This is a genomic window from Arthrobacter sp. R1-13 (assembly GCF_054161475.1).
In genome coordinates, this window is the sequence record NZ_CP096420.1 from 220,350 (window position 1) to 235,632 (window position 15,283).

Sequence of the window (15,283 nt, forward strand, 5' to 3'; positions counted from 1 at the left end):
TTCCAGACGTCCAGAAGTTGATGATGGTTTTCTTGGGTTGTTTCAGGCGTGCGCCAGTGGGCCCTGCCTAAGATTCTCGTGCCAGGCTGGTCGCACCCGGTTCCGCGCGCTCAGGTCCTTTTGGAGGATCTGCCCGTACAGGCTCAAATGGTCAGCCACCATACGTTCTGCGCTGAAATTGGCCTCGACCGCCGCCCTGCACGCCGCGCGGTCCAGGCCTTCTGCCAGGAGCAACAGAGACGAGAGCTCTTCTGTGGGCGCCAGATAGCCCGTAATCCCATGCTCCACGATCTCTGGTGCTGACCCTATGGGCGTTCCAACCACCGGCGTGCCTGTCGCCATTGCTTCAATCATCACCAAGCCGAAGGGTTCGTGCCATTGAATGGGATTCAGCAAGGCAACTGCGTTTCCCATAAGCTCGTATTTTTCGGCATCCCCGATCTCGCCAATGTACTCCTCGTTGCTTCCCAAGACCGGCTCGACGACGTCGCGGAAGTACCTGATTTCGTCCTTTTCGCGCATCTTGGCGGCGATATGCAAGGGGATACCCGCCTCCCGGGCAATTTTGATGGCTTCCAGGACCCCCTTGTCCGGGCAGATCCTGCCCACGAAACAGGCGTAGCCGCCTTTTCCCTTTCCCAGTGGGACACTGGAGGGATCCAGTCCATGGTGGATAACGCGGGTCACGTGCACATCCGGAGCCTGGGCTGCCTGATCGTGTGAAATAGCAACAACGCTGCTGTTCTTCTGCATGGCCCGGTACATGTCCACCGCATGAGGCACAAGGGGGCCGTGGATAGTGGTGACTACGGGAATATGTGGCGGGCGGCGAATATACAGCGGGCCTGCCATTGTGTGGTCGTGAATGAGGTCCATGCCGTCCATAGCGTCATAAGCCCTCACCACATGGCTCAATTCGGAGAGTGTGCCTCCCATATCGCCCGGCTCCGATTCAGACATTCCGGGGGCGAGGGGTACGGGACATTCACTATCCGACGGTGCAGCCAGTAATACTTCGTGGCCGGCAGCCGTCAGGCCCCGGGCGAGATGATCCACTACCCGTTCAATGCCGCCGTATGTCAGTGGAGGCACCGGGATCCAGGGGTTTCCGATTAGTCCGATACGCATGCCGACCTCCCCGGTCCGCCTCGTCAACGGACCTGCTTATGAGACCAGTCTGCAAACTTCGTTTTCCGCGCCCCAGCCCGCGGCACTGCTTCTCCGGCACCACAAAACCATCTGCGCTGCCTTTGAACACACCATAGGATCCCCTCCCGGTCCCGGGCAAGGGGTATTTGGTCCTTCGCGCCTCCTTACTCCGTACTCCGCAATGACCGTCACAGGGGCATGAGTTCGCGGCCGTAAGATTGGGGCTGTGACTGAGTCCTTCCGCATCCGCCCTGCCCGTACCAGTGATGTCGCTGCCATCAAACAGCTTGTGGCGCCTCTGGCGGATCAGCGGATCCTCATGGCCAAGGAGACGGTGGCTTACTACGAGAGCCTCCAGGAGTTCCGGATAGCCGAGTCAGACGGAGGCGAGGTGATTGGCTGCGGTGCCTTGCACGTGATGTGGGAGGACCTGGCGGAAGTGCGCACTCTTGCGGCCTCCGACGGGTGGCGCGGAAGGGGAGTGGGCCACGTTCTGGTGGAAACCCTCCTGGAAGATGCCAAGGCACTGGGTGTCTCCAGGGTTTTTTGCCTCACGTTTGAAGTGGACTTCTTTAAACGCCATGGTTTTGAGGTCATGCCAGACCAGACGGCAGTTGATCCAGTGGTCTACTCCGAACTCCTACGCTCGCATGACGAAGGTGTGGCGGAATTCCTGGACCTTGCGCGGGTTAAGCCCAATACCCTCGGCAACACCCGGATGATCAAAGTTCTCTAGACCCGGGGCAAGTGCTACCGCGGGACCGCTCCCCAGTAGTAGGGTCAGAGCAAACCGGCAGGTCCATTTAGGGAGCATAGCTATGAAAAAGCTCATCAACGATCCCCGTGCAGTGGTGGACGAATCCGTACAGGGATTCGGCCTGGCGCATGCGGACATCGTAGCCGTCTCGACGGAACCGAAGTTCATTACGCGCAAAGACGCTCCCGTTGCCGGCAAGGTGGGGCTCGTCTCCGGAGGAGGCAGCGGCCATGAACCCCTTCATGGCGGTTTCGTGGGACTCGGCATGCTCGACGCCGCAGTTCCGGGGGCTGTATTTACGTCGCCGACACCCGACCAGATCATTCCGGCAACGCTGGCAGTCAACTCCGGCGCCGGCGTCGTCCATATTGTGAAGAACTACACCGGGGACCTCCTCAACTTTGAAACCGCAGCGGAGATGGCGCAGGCCGAAGGCGTGGAGGTTCGAACAGTCCTGGTCAACGATGACGTCGCCGTCGAAGATTCGTTGTACACGGCAGGGCGCAGGGGCGTCGGCGGCACAGTCCTCGTTGAGAAGATCGCCGGAGCGGCAGCCGAACGCGGTGACGACCTCGAGGCCGTCGCCGCCATTGGCAACCGCGTCAACAGCAACGTCCGCAGCATGGGAGTTGCTCTGACGGCGTGTACTGTGCCCCATGCGGGAGGCCCGAGCTTCGATCTTGAAGAGAACGAGATCGAGATCGGAATCGGCATCCACGGCGAACCCGGCAGACACAAGATTCCCATGGAAAACGCGGACGGCATCACCGACCGGTTGCTTGAACCCATCCTGTCTGACCTGGGTCTCGATGCGGGGGAGCGGGTTCTGCTGTTCGTCAACGGGATGGGCGGCACCCCCCAAAGCGAGCTTTACATCGTGTACCGCCGGGCAGCCCAGGTCCTGAAGGAGCGCGGGATCATCGTGGAACGCTCCTTGGTTGGCAACTACATCACTTCGCTGGAGATGCAGGGCTGCTCTGTGTCAGTGCTCCGCCTTGATGATGAAATGACGGCGCTCTGGGACGCCCCTGTCCACACTGCGGCCTTGCGGTGGGGGATCTGATGGCCCTGGACGTCATGTGGGCCTTGAAATGGCTGACCTTGTGCGCGCAGGCCATGGCCGAGCACCGGCTCGAGCTGATCGAACTGGACCGCGCCATCGGCGATTCCGATCATGGGGAGAACATGGACAGGGGGTTCCAGGCCGTGCTGGACAAGTTGGCTGAGTCCCAGCCGGAAACGCCCGGCGCCGCCCTGAAACTGACCGCGATGTCCTTGATGTCAAAAGTGGGTGGGGCAGCGGGACCCCTCTACGGAACAGCGTTCCTTCGCGCCGCCACAACTTTGGGGGACGCTCCTGACATCAGCCCTGCGGCTCTCGCACAGGCTCTGGAAGCGGCACGGGACGGCGTAGTGGCCCGCGGGAAGGCCGAGCCCGGAGACAAGACCATGGTGGATGCCTGGACCCCCGCCGTTGAGGCAGCCGGAGCGGCCTCGGCCGCTGGCGCCAACGTCCTTGGGGTACTGGTCGCCGCCGCCGAGGCTGCCGAGGAAGGCGCTGCGGCAACTGATCCGCTGATTGCCCGGAAGGGCCGGGCAAGCTACCTCGGAGAGCGCAGCATCGGCCACCGCGATCCCGGAGCCGTGTCTACTGCCCTGATTCTTCGGGCGGCTGCAGGAGCGGCCGCGTGACGGTCCGGCTGATCGTGGTCTCCCATAGCGAAAAAATCGCCGACGGTGCGGTGGAGCTTGCCGCTCAGATGGCCCCCGACGTCGTCATACTCCCCGCCGGGGGAACTGAGGACGGCCGGATCGGCACGAGCCTTGAAAAGGTGATGGCGGCGCTCGCCAAAGCCGCAGACGGCGACGGTATTGTGGTCCTCACGGACCTGGGCTCAGCCGTTATGACTGCTGAAGCGGCCATCGAGTTTTCCGACGACCCCGATTCAGTGATGCTTGCCGATGCGCCGCTGATCGAGGGGCTCATCGCCGCCGCTGTGGCTGCCCAGACAGGTGCCGATCTGCGGACGGTGAAGAAGGCGGCGGAAGCTGTCCGGGGAGCCCTCGGGCAGGGACGGTACGAGCCTTTTGACGTCAATGAAGGGGCCCGGACTCAACAGACGACGGAATGGGTCCCGGAGGTCAGTGAGAGTTTTGAGCTCGTCAACGAAGCGGGGCTGCACGCAAGGCCCGCTGCCAAGATCGCCGGCGGTCTCGCCGGGATGGATGCCGAAGTGACCATCAACGGCGTCGACGGTGCTTCCATGACCGGCCTGATGACCCTAGCGGCGGGCAAAGGTTCGGTGCTTCGCGTCGAGGCCAATGGTCCGGATGCGGCTAGAGCTGTGCGCTATGTACAGGGGCTGGTGCAGTCCGGGTTCGGCGAATCCTGAATCCTTGCACTCTTGAGGAGAATTTGCGGAACTCCTGCTATAAGCCGACATGGTTCTTGAGTGTCCCGGCGCAGTCTGGGGATATGAGCCTTTGGGGCCCGGCGAGGGGCCGGCCCCAAAGGCCGTCAAAGGACTAGAGCAGCGGGGGGCCGACGCCATGACCACTACATCGGAAGAAGAAATCAAAGCCGTGCACGGTGTTCTCACCGACCCGCGGCCGCTGGATTTTCAAGCCCTGGGTCTCGCAGGGTGCATTGACAGGCTGGCAACTCCACTGCGGGGGCAGGGAACCAGGCTGCACTGGGAAACACCTCACCACGGAGTTGAGATCGACGCCCGTTCTGCGTCACTGCTCTACCGGGCCGCCCAGGAAACTCTGAGCAACACTTACAAATATGCCCACGCAACAGATGTCACCATCCGGCTTGACGCTGTTTACCACGGTATCCGGCTGGTCATCTCAGATAACGGGACCGGCTTCGATTGCAAAAAGGCGGTCCGGGGCAGGCGGCACGGATTCGGGCTGCGCCTGATGTGCGCCGCCGTGACGGGGGCAGGTGGCAGCAGCGTGGTGGACTCCAATCCTGGAGCCGGCACCAAGGTCACCATCACGCTCCCGCTGGACTAGTGGCATTTAGCTGGCAGGGATGTCTGGCTCGATGCTCTGGTTCAGGCCCGTCTGGCGGAGGCTATCGGCGTCGAGAATGAGGGAAGCACCGAGGAACTTTCCACACTGCTGGCCAAAGGGATACTCGCTCGTCGGGGTGAACGTCAGAGAGCGCTGGGGCAAGGGAGCACCATTGGGGGATGTTCCGGTCAGGGAAGCGTCAATCGGGGATTCCGTCAGGACGTCCAGCATGAGCATGCCCACCAGGGTGCCGTTGGGAACTGAAGTGGCGGAGCAGGAATCGTCCGGCCCATCGCCAGTGCAGCCCTGGTCAACGGAGGCGGTCCCCGGCCTTAGATCGAGGTCCGCTTCCTTGCAGACGCCGTCTTGGCATGCTTTGAGATGGATGCTTTTCACCGAGGGCACATAGCTGGACTCCACCGTCAGGGAGACGACCGAAGCCTGCGCAATCGCCGGGCACGGCTGCTCGTAAAAGTGGCAGCCCGAGGTCAGAACCGCCGTCACCCCGAGAGCAAGGAATCCGTACAGGATGCGCATACTTCAGGGTAGATCTGCGGGTGCAGGGGGGTATGGAGGAAGCCGAAGTGGGACCTACATCGTTACTTTTAGGGCCCCAGGCCGCCCTCTCAGCCATCCCCCTCACCCCGGGAGTTGGAAGCCGGCGCGGTGCAGCTCGGCGAGACCGTCGTCGAGAAGCCCTGCCAGTGCACGCTCCAACTGCTCGGGTGCGGAGTTGAGGCCATGAAGGGCCGCGAGCGGCACGCCGATCCCGTCCGGTTGGAACCCCAGATCGGCGGGAGCCTGCAAAAAGAATTCGGGGGCCACCGGAGCGTCCGCGGCCCGGAGGACCGCCATGATGGCGCCGCGGACCTGCCGGTCTGTCCCGTGCCAGGACTGCCCCTTCGGAATGTACGACGGCGGCGGCTCACCTGCCGCCAGCCACTCGCAGGATTCGCGAACAGGACAGTCAGCGCACTTTGGGGAACGGGCGGTGCAGATGAGAGCGCCCAGCTCCATAACCGAGGCGTTCCAGCGGACCGAGGCATCGTCGTCGAACGGAAGCAGCTGTTCCGCAAGCCTCATCTCCGCCGCCGTCAAAGCCGGCGAAGGTAAGGCTGCACCGCAAACGAGCCGGGCGTGGACACGGCGGATATTGGTATCCACCACGGTCTCCCGCTTCCCGAAGGCAAACGCCGCCACGGCAGCGGCTGTATAGCTGCCCACCCCCGGAAGTTCTAGGAGCTCAGCGTACGTCCGTGGCACGCTTCCGCCATGATTGCGGGTTATGTCGACGGCGGCTGCGTGGAGCCTGAGTGCCCGCCGGGGGTAGCCGAGGCGTCCCCAATGCCGGACCGCTTCACCGGCAGCATCCCTGGCCAGGTCCCCCGGCGAGGGCCAACGGTCGAGCCATTCTTTCCACACGGGCAGAACCCGGACCACCGGAGTCTGCTGCAGCATGATTTCGCTCACCAGTACGCCCCAGGGGCTGCAGGCGGGATCTCGCCACGGGAGTGTGCGGGCGGTCTCCTCGAACCAGGCGTCGAGCGCACTGTGGAGCTTATTCAGGGCCAGGCCAGGAGGAATGACCGGCGGAATGGCGGAGGGATCTGTTGGAGCTTTGATTCCCATACTTTAGTGGATGTCGGCCCGCTGCCGGAAAGGGACTGGCGGGCGGCGTGGTGGTTCCTCATCCGTGCCGCTGGTTCTCTAGCCTAGAAGATATGGTCAGGCAAGGCAGCACAGGAAACAACGGTTCAAGGCAGGGGACGTCCTCCGGCAGGAAGCCCGCGAGCAGTTCAAACGGCGCTTCCAGAGGAAGGTCGGCGGGAACGTCTCGCGGCAGGTCCGCGGGCAAGTCTGTCAGTGCCCTGTACCGCCGTCGCCGTCTGTTCGTTGGGGTCGCTTTGCTTATGGTGCTGGCCATGGGCTTCGGAGGTTTTGCAGCGGTGTCAGGGATGCTGAACGGCGACCAGGAGCATGTTTCTTCCACGGATGGTGGCAACGCTGATGGCGGCTCAAATGCCTCTCCGCAGCCAACCGCCGGCCAGGACGTTTCCGCCGCAGCGCCCAGCTCCCCGCCTGCGACCCCGAGCTGCGACCAGAACCTGGTGACTGTGACGGCCTCAACCGACAAGCCTGTGTATGGCGATGGTGAAAACCCGTTGCTGAGCCTGAAGGTCACGAATGGCGGCGAGCTGCCTTGTGACGTCAATATCGGCACTTCGCAGATGGAATTCCTGGTGACGAGTGGTTCGGACCGGATCTTCTCTTCCCTTGACTGCCAAGCGAACAGTGAGGACCTGATAAAGACCATCGCTCCCGGGAAAAGCGAAACCGCCAACTTCCCCTGGCCCCGCAACCGCAGTGTGCAGGGCTGTTCAGCTGTCTCGGCTAAGCCCGGTGCCGGCGGCGCCTACTACGTCTTCACCGCCAAGCTCGGGGCCAAGACCAGCCCCAAGGCAGTTTTCCAGCTGGGTTAACGTTGGACGAGCGGCCCTGCCCCACATGAACGGCCCTGCCCCGCTCAACCGTTGCCGGCCAGCAGCGGTTGAGCGGGGCAGGGCAGCTCAAGCCGGCTGACCTGAGCTGCCGGGTGGTGTCGGGGCCAAGGAATATTCGGAACCTGATGCTGTCCGCACGAGCCAGCCGCGGTCGACGAGGTATCGCCGCAACAAAACGTAGTCGTCGGCCACCGCCTTCAGCCGCTCGTTAATTGCCTTTTCGCTCAGGACTTCCCCGCCGCTGATGACCTTCGCGCAGGCCCAGGCAAGCACCTCATCCCGATGCCTCGCTCTAGTGGGATACGTTTCTATCTTGCCCTTTGTAAGAAAGCGTTCCACTCCGGAAGGGCCACGTGGTTCTTTAGCGGCTTCGAGAATGTCCTTCATAAAGGAAGAGTTGAAGGCTGCATCCTCGCTCCGGAACAGGCCCGATTTCACAAGACGGTCCCGGGCTTTCCTCCGCTCTCCCTCGGAGAGGGACCGGCCTGACCTGGCCGCTTCTTCCAGGATGAGTTCCGCTGCTGCCAGCCGCAGGTTCTCATTGGCGAGGATGGACAGCACGCCTTTCCACTGTTGGGGGTCGTTCAAAATGCTCCTCCTTCGCCACTGTCTTTTTCCATTCTGACTTGCCCGGTTCGAGACGTGGAGACCCCGGCCAGAGACCCGGAGAAGGATCGGCTACTGCTCAGCGACGAGGACGTTTTCGTGGATCCTGGTCCATCCCGCGGACTCCAGCTGACTGGTGTCAACGCCGTCCTTGACGAGCATGGCGGATAGCGCCAGGCCGGTATCTGTAACAAGGACTATCTGTTCCGAGGCGACCTGGTTGCCGCAGCCGGCGGACCCCGAGAGGTCGGCGCCTGACGGGATCATGGCCAGGCAGGCCACCGTTCCCTCCTCGTTCTCGCCGGCAAAGTACCTAACGCCGGAACGAGTGGCGAGCAAACGTTCTCCGCCTGCCTTCACTTCTTCGCCAAGTGCAACGCCACTCGGAAGGGTGTCGTCCGGTGTGGCCGCTCGGTCCAAAGCCTGCAGCCCGTTCTGCACCGAGCAACCGCTCATCAACAGCGCTAAGCCGATCACCAGTGTGACCAGACGATTCCGAAACCGATTCATTGCACTGCCCCCTCAGGCTCTTATTTCCCCTGAGGCTATCCCAAAGAACGAGGTCTGGAGGGGAACTGGGTCAAGGCTCACGGGACATCCGGGAACCGCACGTTTATGATCGACAGAAGAGCAGGCCCCGGGCAGCCAAGCGATCCCGGGAGCGTGGACAGAAGGACGAGAAGGGTGCACATCATGATCGGATTCATTGTTGCGGGCCTCGTTATCGGTGCTTTGGCCCGGCTCATCAAACCAGGCAAGCAGAACCTCAGCCTCCTCGCCACACTGCTGCTCGGCCTTGTGGGCTCAGTCATCGGTGGCAGCATTGCCAGCCTGCTGGGAACGGGAGACATCTTCGAACTGAACTTCCTCGGGTTCATCGTGGCGGTCATCGCTTCGGTGCTGCTGGTCGGCGTGGCTGAAGGCCTGTCCTCCCGCCGTGCGGCCGCCCGCCGGAACCCCTGAGGGTCCTAGATCAGTCGACTCCAGACCTACTTGCAGGCGGTGAGAATTCGGGCGATAGCATCGCGTTCCGGCTGGGTGACCCACAGCTGGTATTTGGCCTTCACCGCCGTCTGTCGCCCCACGTACTCACACCGAAACGTTTTGTTGCCTGGCAGCCAGCTCGCGGCGTCTTTATCGCCCTTGCTCATGTTCGCCGTGCCATCGGCGGCCATGAGGTTCAGTGGATCGTTGGCGAACTGCCGTCGCTGTTCTTCGCTGATCTGCTGGGCGCCGGTCTGCCAGGCCAGGGACAGCGGAATGATGTGGTCGATCTGGACTTCGGAGCTGGTGTTGGCACCGCGGACGAAACTGATGGTGGTGCCGGTGTACTTGTCGGCAAGCTTTCCGGTCAGCACTATGCAGTTGTGCGTGCCTGGCTTGAAGGTCTCACCTTCGAGGTCCCTTGCGAGGATATCGTTGCGGGTATCACAGCCGTTATGGTCGACGTCGGCCCAGGCGGCACCAAACTCCTCCCGGCTGTAGCCGGTCTTAGGGGCGCGGCCCTTCACAGGGATGGTTGCCAGTTGCTCCAGTGCGGCGGCGGCTTCGCCGGCCGCCGAGGATCCTGGAGCGGCCCCGGCGGGGGTTGAAGGCCCCGCTTCCTGAACCGCCTCCACCGCATCGGCGACGGCGGTGTTAACCGTGCCGCATCCCGCCAGCCCTCCGATCAACAGAACAGCGGTCAGCGAGGTCAGGGCTTTAGCGGTGCGGTGTGCGATTGTTCTGTCTTTCTTCAAGCATCGGGAGGGCAAAGACACCCTACCCCCTGCGCACGCTGCAAAGCGGGAGGCCAAAGTCCGGGAGCGGTGGCCGGGCCTACAGGAAGCGGTCCAGCAGGCTGGCTTCTGCCATGCGGCTCAAGCCCTCGCGCACGGTCCGGGCACGCTGATCGCCAATACCGTCCACGGTCATGAGGTCGTCGATGGTGGCAGCCATAAGGTTCTGGAGCCCGCCGAAGTGGTCCACCAAGCGGTCGGCCACCGCTTTCGGGACAGCTTTGAGTCCCGAAAGGAGCCGGTAACCGCGGGGCTGGACGACGGCGTCGAGCGTTTCCACACCTCCGGCGAAACCGATGATGTGGGCGATCTTGCCCAGATCGATCAGTTCGGTGGGCCCAAGACTGACCAGGGCATTGACGGCGCCGTCGATGTCTTCAGGCGAGGCGTCCGGCCCGGCGTAGTCGCGGATAATCACATCACTGCCCGGACCGCGGCCCACGGTGAGTTCATCGAGCTGGAGGGACAGCAGACGGCCGTCTTCGCCCAACTCAAGCACGTACTGCGAGATCTCCTCCGAGATGCGCCGCACCATTTCCTGGCGCTGCAGTGTGACGGCAACGTCCCTGACCGTGACCATGGCCTCGATCTCCAGGGCGGACAGCGAACTGGTGACCTGATCCAAACGAGAACGGTACCGCTCCAGAGTTGCCAGTGCCTGGTTGGCGCGGGCCAGGACCTTCTCTGAGCCTTCCAGGACGTGGCGCAGGCCGTTCACATACAGGGCAATGATCTGCATGGACTGGCTGACGGAAATGACGGGAACGCCGGTCTGGATGGCCACGCGCTCGGCGGTCCTGTGGCGGGTGCCCGATTCCTGGGTTTCGATACTGGAATCCGGAACAAGCTGGACGGCGGCCCGGAGGATGTTGCCCGCATCCTTATCGCAAATGATTGCGCCGTCCATCTTGGCCAGCTCCCGAAGGCGGGTCGGGGAAAAATCAATGCCGATGTCAAAACCGCCTGAGCAGATGGATTCGATGGTCCTGTCAGAGCCCAAAACGATCAGAGCGCCTGTGCGTCCGCGCAGGATGCGTTCGAGTCCGTCGCGCAGCGCTGTTCCGGGAGCCACTCTGCCCAGAGTCGCCTTGAGTGAATCTTCAGGGCTCCGAGCCATAGATTTTCCCTTCAAAGGTGCGGGCCGCTGCCCGCAGGTATGCCGGTTTTCGAAGAGCTCCGACAGGATAAAAAGTACTCGTTTTCCCGCAAGCACCATGATAGAGGTAAAGCCGCCCATTAACCGCACGGGCAAGCCTTAAAGTGCCTCATTTGCTCTCGTCGGAAACAGCCAGGCAGGTGCCTCCGGGGAACCTTCACCAAGGGCCGTTTTAGTCCGCCCATCAGCATCCCCGGGTGGGCTGCGATAAACTGGGGAACCGGACTGCACCACTGTGTGCACCACGCACCCGGCTCCCAGATCCCCTCCGCGTTCCCCTTGACTGCAGCGAAAGTAGCACCGTGTCCCAAGAAGTCCTTAGCCCCGCCAGAGTCCACGAGATTCACAAGCAGGCGGCCCGGCGTCGGACGTTCGCTGTTATTTCCCATCCCGACGCCGGCAAGTCGACGCTCACCGAGGCGCTTGCCCTGCATGCCAAAGTGATCGGAACCGCCGGGGCCTCCAGCGGCAAGGCCAACCGCAAGGAAACGGTCTCGGACTGGATGCAGATGGAGAAGGACCGCGGTATTTCCATCAGCTCCGCAGCCCTCCAGTTCTCCTACCGGGATACGGTCATCAATCTCCTGGACACCCCGGGTCACGCCGACTTCTCAGAAGACACTTACCGCGTGTTGGCCGCCGTTGACTGCGCTGTGATGCTCGTTGACGCGGCGAAAGGCCTGGAAACGCAGACCATGAAACTCTTTGAGGTCTGCAAGCAGCGCAACCTCCCCATCATCACCGTTATTAACAAATGGGACCGTCCGGGCCTGGATGCCCTTGCCCTGATGGACGAAATCACCGAACGTACCGGGCTGCTTCCCATGCCGCTGACGTGGGCCGTCGGCATCTCCGGCGACTTCCGTGGGGTGTGGGATCTCCGCAACGACCGCTTCGCGCAGTTCAAGCGCAACAACGCTGGCGCGAACATCGCCCTCACCGAGTACTTCACCCCGGAAGAGGCCGCTGCCAGCCAGGGCAACGACTGGGATAACGCCGTGGATGAGGCGGGTCTCGTGATCGAATCGAACCTGGAGTTCGATGTCGACAGCTTCCACGCCGGCAAGGCAACCCCCATCCTCTTCAGCTCGGCCGCCCTGAACTTCGGCGTCAAGGAAATCCTCGACGCCCTCGTGGACTTTGCTCCTCCGGCAGCGCCGCGTCCGGATGTAGACGGTGCGCCCCGGGCCGTTGACGCTCCTTTCGCTGGCTTCGTCTTCAAGGTCCAGGCCGGCATGAACAAAGCGCACCGGGACCACGTTGCCTTCATCCGGGTGTGCTCGGGGGTCTTTGAGCGCGGAATGGTGGTCACGCAGACGCGTACGGGCAAATCATTCGCGACGAAGTACGCCCAGCAGGTGTTCGGCCGGGAACGCGAAGTGATCGACGAGGCCTACCCGGGCGATGTTGTTGGTCTTGTGAACGCGTCGTCGCTGCGGGTGGGAGACAGCCTGTTCCTGGAGCAGCCCGTCGAATTCCCGGCCATCCCGCTGTTTGCGCCTGAGCACTTCCAGGTTGCCAGGTCCAAGGATCCGAGCCGCTTCAAACAATTCCGGCGGGGCATCGAGCAGCTCGAACACGAGGGCGTTATCCAGGTCCTGCGCTCGGACATCCGCGGTGATCAGGCGCCGGTGCTGGCCGCCGTCGGCCCCATGCAGTTCGAGGTAGTGGAGGATCGCATGGCCCACGACTTCAGCGCCCCCATGCGGCTGGAGCGTCTCCCTTACTCAATTGCCAGGATCTCGACGGCGGATGCCATGCCTGCGCTCGCAAATGTCCCCGGCGCTGAGGTGCTGCTGCGTTCCGACGGCGAATACCTCGCTTTGTTCAACGACGTCTGGGCGCTGCGGCGGATCGAGAAGAACCTTCCCGAGCTGACCCTGGTTCCCATCGGAACGCATAACCCCGCCAAGTAGCAGCCTGCTTTATTCTTCCCCTGGGCCCAGGAATCCGTGCAGCAAAGACGCCGTGCCCAGCAGGTGGTCTTCCATGGCCCGCCGCGCTTCCTCGTCGTCGCCACGCAGGATGGCGTCCACGATCCGCTGGTGCTGGCGGTTGGAATGCTCCAGGTTGGGCTCCAGAAAAGGGATGCGGTCCAACAGGTCATTGATCCGGGCACGCACATCAGCCACCGCAGCTGCCAGGCTCGGCGAACCGGCGAGTTCGGCTACAGCGACGTGGAAGCGCGCATCCTTGGGTCTGTAAAGCTCCGCCGGGGCGGTGGCCACGTCCGCCAAAGTGTCCAGCAGATGCCGGCGCTCCCGCGGGGAGAGCTTGGCCCTGGCAGCAAGTGAAGCCGCGGCCGGTTCCAATACGCTCCTGAAGGCGAGGGCATCGTCCACTTCGGCTGGATCCAGTACCGTGCCCTTGCCGCGTCCTGCCGGCAGTTTCAGGGAAACATAGGTCCCGCCATAGCGGCCGCGCTGAACCTCGACGTACCCGGCCTTTTGAAGTTCAGCCAGAGCCTCACGGAGGGTTGCACGGGAAACGCCCAGTTGCTCGGAAAGCTCACGCTCCGGAGGTAATTTGTCGCCGGCGGCAAACAGGCCCAGCTTGATGGTCTGGAGGAGACGTTCGATGGTTTCCTCAAAGGCGTTTCCATGCCTGACAGGCCGGAGCAGGGACGCTTGGGTTTCGAACGGCACCTGATCCATTCCTCCATCCTAAACCGCCGGAAAAGTACCAATAGGCCGGACCGCCGACGCCCGGCACATTGGCAGCAAAAGAAAAAGCTTGACTCACGCGGTGACGTCTACCACACTTGGGCAGGAGCCAGTGGACTAAAAATAGTCCATTGAAGCCATGGTCCCTCGAAAGAAGGAAACAGGATGTCACCCTCCAGCGCGGATTCAATCAAGGACGACGACGGTTACCTCAAACACAGACAGCTGAAACGGGGTGCAGCGGGCTGGATTCTCCTGGCAGGGCTGGGCGTTGCTTACGTGATTTCCGGGGATTTCGCTGGTTGGAACCTTGGGTTGGCCCAAGGCGGATGGGGCGGCCTCCTCATCGCATTCGTACTGATGGGAATCATGTACGCCTGCATGGTGTTCGGCTTGGCGGAATTGTCCTCCACCCTCCCCACCGCGGGCGCCGGCTATGGCTTTGCCCGCAGGGCCTTGGGCCCGCTGGGAGGCTTCGCCACCGGAATGGCAGTGCTGATCGAGTACGCCGTGGCTCCTGCCGCCATCGCCATCTTTATCGGCGGGTATGTGGAGGCGCTGGGGCTCTTCGGTCTCACCAACTCCTGGCCCGTTTATCTAGTGACGTATGCGATCTTCGTCGGCATCCATCTCCGGGGTGTTGGCGAGGCACTGAAGCTGATCTTCGGCATCACGGCAGTGGCGGTGGTGGCCCTGTTCGCTGTGGTAATTGGCCTCATCCCGCACTTCGAAGCAGCCAAGCTGTTTGACATAGTTCCCAATGGCTCGCCCGCATCCAGCGCCTTCCTGCCGATGGGAATCAGCGGAATTATTGGTGCACTGGTTTACGGCATCTGGTTCTTCCTGGCCGTTGAGGGCGTTCCGCTGGCAGCTGAGGAAACCGCGGATCCGAAGAAGGACATGCCCCGCGGAATCATTGCGGCAATGGCGATCCTCGTGGTCTTCGGCGCCTTGATGCTGGTTCTTGTCCCCGGGGCAGCCGGTTCCACGGCCATGAGCACGTCAAACAACCCGCTGCCGGAGGCCCTTCGCCTGGCGTACGGTGGGAACACTTTCCTGGCCGACTTCGTGAACTATGCAGGCCTCGCCGGGTTGATAGCCAGCTTCTTCTCCATCATCTACGCCTATTCGCGGCAGATGTTCGCACTCTCAAGGGCAGGCTATTTGCCGAAGTGGCTCTCCCTGACAGGCAAGAGGCACACCCCCTACCTGGCGCTCATTGTGCCGGGCACCATCGGCTTCATTCTGGCAGCAACCACCGGCAACGGCGCGCTGCTGATCAACATTGCAGTCTTCGGTGCCACAGTTTCCTACGTGCTGCTTAACCTGTCCCACATCGTGCTGCGCATAAAGGAGCCTGACCTGCCGCGCGGCTACCGCACCCCAGGTGGCATCTGGACCACCTCGGTCGCGTTGGTGCTGGCGCTCGTGGCGGTCGTGGCCACGTTCGTCGTAGACGTCTTTGCCGCAACCATTACCGCAGCTATTTTCGGGGCGGCACTGCTCTATTACTGGTTCTACAGCCGCCACCACATAGTGGCTGGTGCCCCCGAAGAAGAGTTCGCACACCTGGCAGCGGCCGAGGCCGAACTTCAGCACTGACAACTCAGGTTAGACCGTGGACCCAGGCTCCCGGTCCCTGATGAAGACAA

The 15,283-nt window shown here is 62.5% G+C and carries 17 protein-coding genes; 9 read left to right on the top strand and 8 right to left on the bottom strand.

Annotated elements, in window-relative coordinates; genetic code table 11:
- Positions 1 to 42: 42 nt before the first annotated feature.
- Positions 43 to 1,128 (bottom strand): glycosyltransferase family 4 protein, encoded by a 1,086-nt coding sequence (locus tag M1D88_RS01120; protein ID WP_458112794.1) that lies wholly within the window; start codon positions 1,126 to 1,128, stop codon positions 43 to 45.
- A gap of 247 nt (positions 1,129 to 1,375) precedes the next feature.
- Between M1D88_RS01120 and M1D88_RS01125 the strand changes: the two genes are divergently transcribed.
- The 5 genes from M1D88_RS01125 (at position 1,376) to M1D88_RS01145 (ending at position 4,927) form a co-directional block, all read left to right on the top strand.
- Positions 1,376 to 1,885 carry an amino-acid N-acetyltransferase gene (locus M1D88_RS01125; RefSeq protein ID WP_458112795.1) on the top strand — a complete coding sequence of 170 codons (510 nt, stop codon included), beginning with the start codon at positions 1,376 to 1,378 and terminating at the stop codon, positions 1,883 to 1,885.
- 82 nt (positions 1,886 to 1,967) lie between these two features.
- The gene (dhaK, locus tag M1D88_RS01130) at positions 1,968 to 2,969 is read left to right on the top strand and encodes a dihydroxyacetone kinase subunit DhaK (RefSeq protein ID WP_458112796.1); all 1,002 of its coding nucleotides are present in this window, start codon (positions 1,968 to 1,970) and stop codon (positions 2,967 to 2,969) included.
- Positions 2,969 to 3,598: a dihydroxyacetone kinase subunit DhaL gene (gene dhaL / locus M1D88_RS01135; RefSeq protein ID WP_458112797.1), complete on the top strand. Its 630-nt coding sequence runs from the start codon at positions 2,969 to 2,971 to the stop codon at positions 3,596 to 3,598. Before dhaK ends, dhaL begins: the two co-directional genes overlap by 1 nt.
- Positions 3,595 to 4,299, top strand: a complete 705-nt coding sequence (gene dhaM / locus M1D88_RS01140) for a dihydroxyacetone kinase phosphoryl donor subunit DhaM (RefSeq protein WP_458112798.1) — start codon at positions 3,595 to 3,597, stop codon at positions 4,297 to 4,299. The genes dhaL and dhaM overlap by 4 nt, the downstream gene beginning before the upstream one ends.
- Before the next feature lie 157 nt (positions 4,300 to 4,456).
- Positions 4,457 to 4,927 (top strand): sensor histidine kinase, encoded by a 471-nt coding sequence (locus M1D88_RS01145; protein WP_458112799.1) that lies wholly within the window; start codon positions 4,457 to 4,459, stop codon positions 4,925 to 4,927.
- 6 nt (positions 4,928 to 4,933) lie between these two features.
- On the opposite strand, the gene M1D88_RS01150 is transcribed toward M1D88_RS01145, so the two are convergent.
- A complete protein-coding gene (locus tag M1D88_RS01150) occupies positions 4,934 to 5,464 on the bottom strand; it encodes a hypothetical protein (protein WP_458112800.1) in 531 nt (176 codons plus the stop codon).
- 102 nt (positions 5,465 to 5,566) lie between these two features.
- Entirely contained in the window at positions 5,567 to 6,556 is a 990-nt protein-coding gene (locus M1D88_RS01155) for an A/G-specific adenine glycosylase (protein ID WP_458112801.1), read from the bottom strand.
- 92 nt (positions 6,557 to 6,648) lie between these two features.
- On the opposite strand from M1D88_RS01155, the gene M1D88_RS01160 reads away from it, so the two are divergent.
- On the top strand, positions 6,649 to 7,407 hold the full coding sequence (locus tag M1D88_RS01160; RefSeq protein ID WP_458112802.1) for a hypothetical protein: 759 nt from the start codon (positions 6,649 to 6,651) through the stop codon (positions 7,405 to 7,407).
- 87 nt (positions 7,408 to 7,494) lie between these two features.
- Here M1D88_RS01160 and M1D88_RS01165 read toward each other — a convergent pair whose 3' ends face one another.
- Positions 7,495 to 8,016 (bottom strand): DUF2087 domain-containing protein, encoded by a 522-nt coding sequence (locus tag M1D88_RS01165; RefSeq protein WP_458112803.1) that lies wholly within the window; start codon positions 8,014 to 8,016, stop codon positions 7,495 to 7,497.
- Between the two features lie 90 nt (positions 8,017 to 8,106).
- Complete coding sequence (locus M1D88_RS01170) at positions 8,107 to 8,544, bottom strand: hypothetical protein (RefSeq protein ID WP_458112804.1); 438 nt, start codon at positions 8,542 to 8,544, stop codon at positions 8,107 to 8,109.
- Between the two features lie 183 nt (positions 8,545 to 8,727).
- On the opposite strand from M1D88_RS01170, the gene M1D88_RS01175 reads away from it, so the two are divergent.
- The gene (locus M1D88_RS01175; protein ID WP_458112805.1) at positions 8,728 to 8,997 is read left to right on the top strand and encodes a GlsB/YeaQ/YmgE family stress response membrane protein; all 270 of its coding nucleotides are present in this window, start codon (positions 8,728 to 8,730) and stop codon (positions 8,995 to 8,997) included.
- A gap of 26 nt (positions 8,998 to 9,023) precedes the next feature.
- Here the strand turns inward: M1D88_RS01175 and M1D88_RS01180 are convergent, their stop codons facing one another.
- Both M1D88_RS01180 and disA read right to left on the bottom strand, forming a co-directional pair.
- Positions 9,024 to 9,794, bottom strand: a complete 771-nt coding sequence (locus tag M1D88_RS01180; RefSeq protein ID WP_458112806.1) for an HNH endonuclease family protein — start codon at positions 9,792 to 9,794, stop codon at positions 9,024 to 9,026.
- Positions 9,795 to 9,852: 58 nt separating this feature from the next.
- Positions 9,853 to 10,929, bottom strand: a complete 1,077-nt coding sequence (disA, locus tag M1D88_RS01185; protein ID WP_247041202.1) for a DNA integrity scanning diadenylate cyclase DisA — start codon at positions 10,927 to 10,929, stop codon at positions 9,853 to 9,855.
- A gap of 341 nt (positions 10,930 to 11,270) precedes the next feature.
- Here disA and M1D88_RS01190 point away from each other — a divergent pair, with 341 nt between their 5' ends.
- Positions 11,271 to 12,884: a peptide chain release factor 3 gene (locus tag M1D88_RS01190; RefSeq protein WP_458112807.1), complete on the top strand. Its 1,614-nt coding sequence runs from the start codon at positions 11,271 to 11,273 to the stop codon at positions 12,882 to 12,884.
- A 9-nt stretch (positions 12,885 to 12,893) separates the two neighbouring features.
- Here M1D88_RS01190 and M1D88_RS01195 read toward each other — a convergent pair whose 3' ends face one another.
- On the bottom strand, positions 12,894 to 13,622 hold the full coding sequence (locus M1D88_RS01195; protein WP_458112808.1) for a FadR/GntR family transcriptional regulator: 729 nt from the start codon (positions 13,620 to 13,622) through the stop codon (positions 12,894 to 12,896).
- 174 nt (positions 13,623 to 13,796) lie between these two features.
- Here M1D88_RS01195 and eat point away from each other — a divergent pair, with 174 nt between their 5' ends.
- Complete coding sequence (eat, locus tag M1D88_RS01200) at positions 13,797 to 15,233, top strand: ethanolamine permease (RefSeq protein WP_458112809.1); 1,437 nt, start codon at positions 13,797 to 13,799, stop codon at positions 15,231 to 15,233.
- The last annotated feature ends 50 nt before the right edge of the window (positions 15,234 to 15,283 follow it).